Here is a 2,750-nt window from a genome sequence, read left to right as displayed (position 1 = left end):
TGTAAATAACGCTTAAATATGAGGTTACAGAGGTCTTAACCTTGGTTATAATGGTTCTAACCCAGGTTACAGGGGTTAGAACCTGGGTTGTAAGGCAACTAACCAGGGTTAGGAAGGTTCTGTCCTAAGTTACAAGGGCTGTAACCCAGGTTGCAATGATTATAATCTTGTATACAAGGGTTATAACCCAAGTTATAAAGGTTATTACCTGGGTCGGATAGGTTATAGCCAAATTGAACAAAAGGCCGGTTAATTAACCGGCCTTTATTATTAGCCGCCTGGCTTGGCTGTTTATTGCGGGCTATTTATTTTATTGACAATGCGCGATTTTATGGATAAAATAGACCAAACAGGTGGAGAATAGCATGAGCCGGATCACAATCGCCCAGCTTAAAGCTGCCGAGATGCAGGGCAAGGATCTGATAGAAAATTATGCCCTGCGAAAGGTGGAGATCAAGACCAAGGAGTCCGATGGGAAATCTTTTCTTTCCCTGGAGGTGGGCGATGCCACAGGCCGGATTGATGCCATTATGTGGAATGAGGCCGATACGGCCTACAAGCAGATATCCCCCGGCGATGTGGTCCAGGTCAAGGCGGTGGTCGGTAAATACAAGGACAATGCTCAGCTCCGGATAGACAATATTCGCAAATGCGAAAAAAATGAGTATCAGTTAGCTGATTTTCTGGCGTCATCCGTTATCTCCCGCAGCGAGCTGGAAGCATCCATAAGGTCGGAGATGGCCGGGGTCAAGAATCCCTATTTGGCAAAGCTATTGAAGCTGTTCTTTGATGATCAGGACTTCATGAGGGAGTTTTTGGATGCCCCGGCGGCCAAGCTGTGGCATCACGGTTGGATCGGGGGCTTGGCCGAGCACACGGCCTCGGTCTGCCGGCTGGCCAGGGCGGCCCTGAAAAATTACCAGCTGTTGGACCCCGATGTACTGATAACCGGATGCCTGCTGCACGATGTGGGCAAGATCCGGGAATTCGCCGTAAGCACCTTTGTGAATTACTCCGACGACGGACGCCTGATGGGACATCTGGTGCTGGGCGATCAGATGCTGGTGGAGAGGATGGCCAAAATAAAGGATTTTCCCGAGGAGACGGCCAAACGCCTGAGGCATATCGTGCTCTCCCACCACGGGGAGAAGCAGAAGGGCTCCCCGGTGGTCCCGGCCACCCTGGAGGCGCTGGTGGTGCATCATTGTGATTTCATGGACGCCCATGCCGCCGCCTTTGAAAGGATAATCCGGCAGGAGGGGGGCGACAACAAGCGTTGGAGCGAATATGTCAATCTGATAGACCGGTTCATCTATCTGGCCGGGGAGGGAGAGGAACCAAATAATCTCAAGCTTTTTTAAATGCCCCTTGCCAAAATCTGATTCTTATGATAATATCTATTGTAGCAAATTATTAAAATTATCAATAAACGAGACCTTAGCAAAACCAACCACTGAAGCACGGAACTACTGAAAATACCAAAAAAAGGCCTTACCTCCGATCTTTTCTGCGATTATTATTCCGAAAATTCAGTGTTTTCGTGCCTGTCCGCCTAGGCGGAGTAAAAAACACTTTTGCAGAAGTCTCAAACAATTAAGGAGAGATCAATGGAAGATCTCAAGTTGGCAAAAAAATTAGTTAAGGCCCTGGATATGGCCATCAAGTACGAGAGGATGGCCCAAGAGAGGTATGCCCGGGAAGCCACCTACTCGTATGAAAACGACGTCAAGAGCCTTTTCAGACAGCTGGTTTCCGAGGAATTGAGGCATGAAAAGATTCTGACCCAGCAGAAAAATCTGGTGCTCAGGGATATCGCAAAAATGGAAAATAATAAATAACTGCAAAGAAGGAGTTAAAAATGCCCAAGAAAACATATCCCAAGATAGACATTGATGCCTGCATCGGATGCGGGGCCTGTGTTTCGGCCTGTCCCCCCAGTGTGCTGGACATGCCGTCGGACAAGGCGGTAGTGGTCAAAGCCGATGCCTGCAACGAATGCGGGGCCTGCGTAGATGCCTGCCCGGTTTCCTGTATTGTGCTTGCCGAACAGGATTATTAATAACAATAGGTGTTTATAAAAATGAAAAAGATATCAATAGCTGTGCTGGCCGCCATCTGCCTGGCGACTACAGCCCATGCCGGGATACTGCCTTTTGCCAACAGTGTCCTAATGCTGAAGGGCGGGTATTATAACCCCTCCGGGGTGAAGGGCAACGGCGGGCTGCTGCTGGGCCTGGGGGTCGGCAATGCGGTGGATGATATGGTCAACCTGTCGTTGGGGCTGGAATACTTCGGCAAAAGCTTCGAGGAGAAGCAGGAAGCTGACACCTCCAGCACCACCGGGATAACCACCACTACTATGGTCAAGGTGCTTTACGAACACAAAGTTACCTACCTGCCCCTATGGGCTAGCCTGAATATCACCATCCCCGCAGGCGGGGCTATAAAACCCTTTGTGGGGGGCGACCTGGGATGGGGATTGGCTAAAGTGTCATACGATTACAAAGATACCACCATCGCCGCCGATAGGATCACCCAGGGCCCGGATGACGGTTTTTACACCGGTTTCGGCTGGCGGGTCAGGGGCGGGGCCAGGATCGGGCTGGGAATGCGCAGCGCCCTGCTGCTGGAAGCCTCTTATAACGGCACCACAGTAGCCCGCGAAGAAGACGGCGGCTGGGAGCGGGAGCTGGATATGTCCGGCATCGGTATTGGCGCAGCTATAGAATTAAAAGGATTTTAAAGCTCAT

General features: G+C 50.5%; 4 protein-coding genes. All 4 read left to right on the top strand.

Translation table 11 applies throughout. The annotated features are described in order from the left end of the window. The first annotated feature begins 365 nt into the window (after window positions 1-365). The gene (locus KJ869_02350; protein MBU1576028.1) at window positions 366-1,361 is read left to right on the top strand and encodes an HD domain-containing protein; all 996 of its coding nucleotides are present in this window, start codon (window positions 366-368) and stop codon (window positions 1,359-1,361) included. Between the two features lie 246 nt (window positions 1,362-1,607). After that, window positions 1,608-1,838: a hypothetical protein gene (locus KJ869_02345; GenBank protein ID MBU1576027.1), complete on the top strand. Its 231-nt coding sequence runs from the start codon at window positions 1,608-1,610 to the stop codon at window positions 1,836-1,838. Window positions 1,839-1,858: 20 nt separating this feature from the next. Next, window positions 1,859-2,059 (top strand): 4Fe-4S binding protein, encoded by a 201-nt coding sequence (locus KJ869_02340; protein MBU1576026.1) that lies wholly within the window; start codon window positions 1,859-1,861, stop codon window positions 2,057-2,059. Between the two features lie 21 nt (window positions 2,060-2,080). Then, on the top strand, window positions 2,081-2,743 hold the full coding sequence (locus KJ869_02335; protein MBU1576025.1) for an outer membrane beta-barrel protein: 663 nt from the start codon (window positions 2,081-2,083) through the stop codon (window positions 2,741-2,743). The last annotated feature ends 7 nt before the right edge of the window (window positions 2,744-2,750 follow it).

Source organism: Candidatus Edwardsbacteria bacterium, from assembly GCA_018821925.1.
GTDB lineage: Bacteria > Edwardsbacteria > AC1 > AC1 > EtOH8 > UBA2226.
This window is presented reverse-complemented; position numbering and strand designations above follow the sequence as displayed.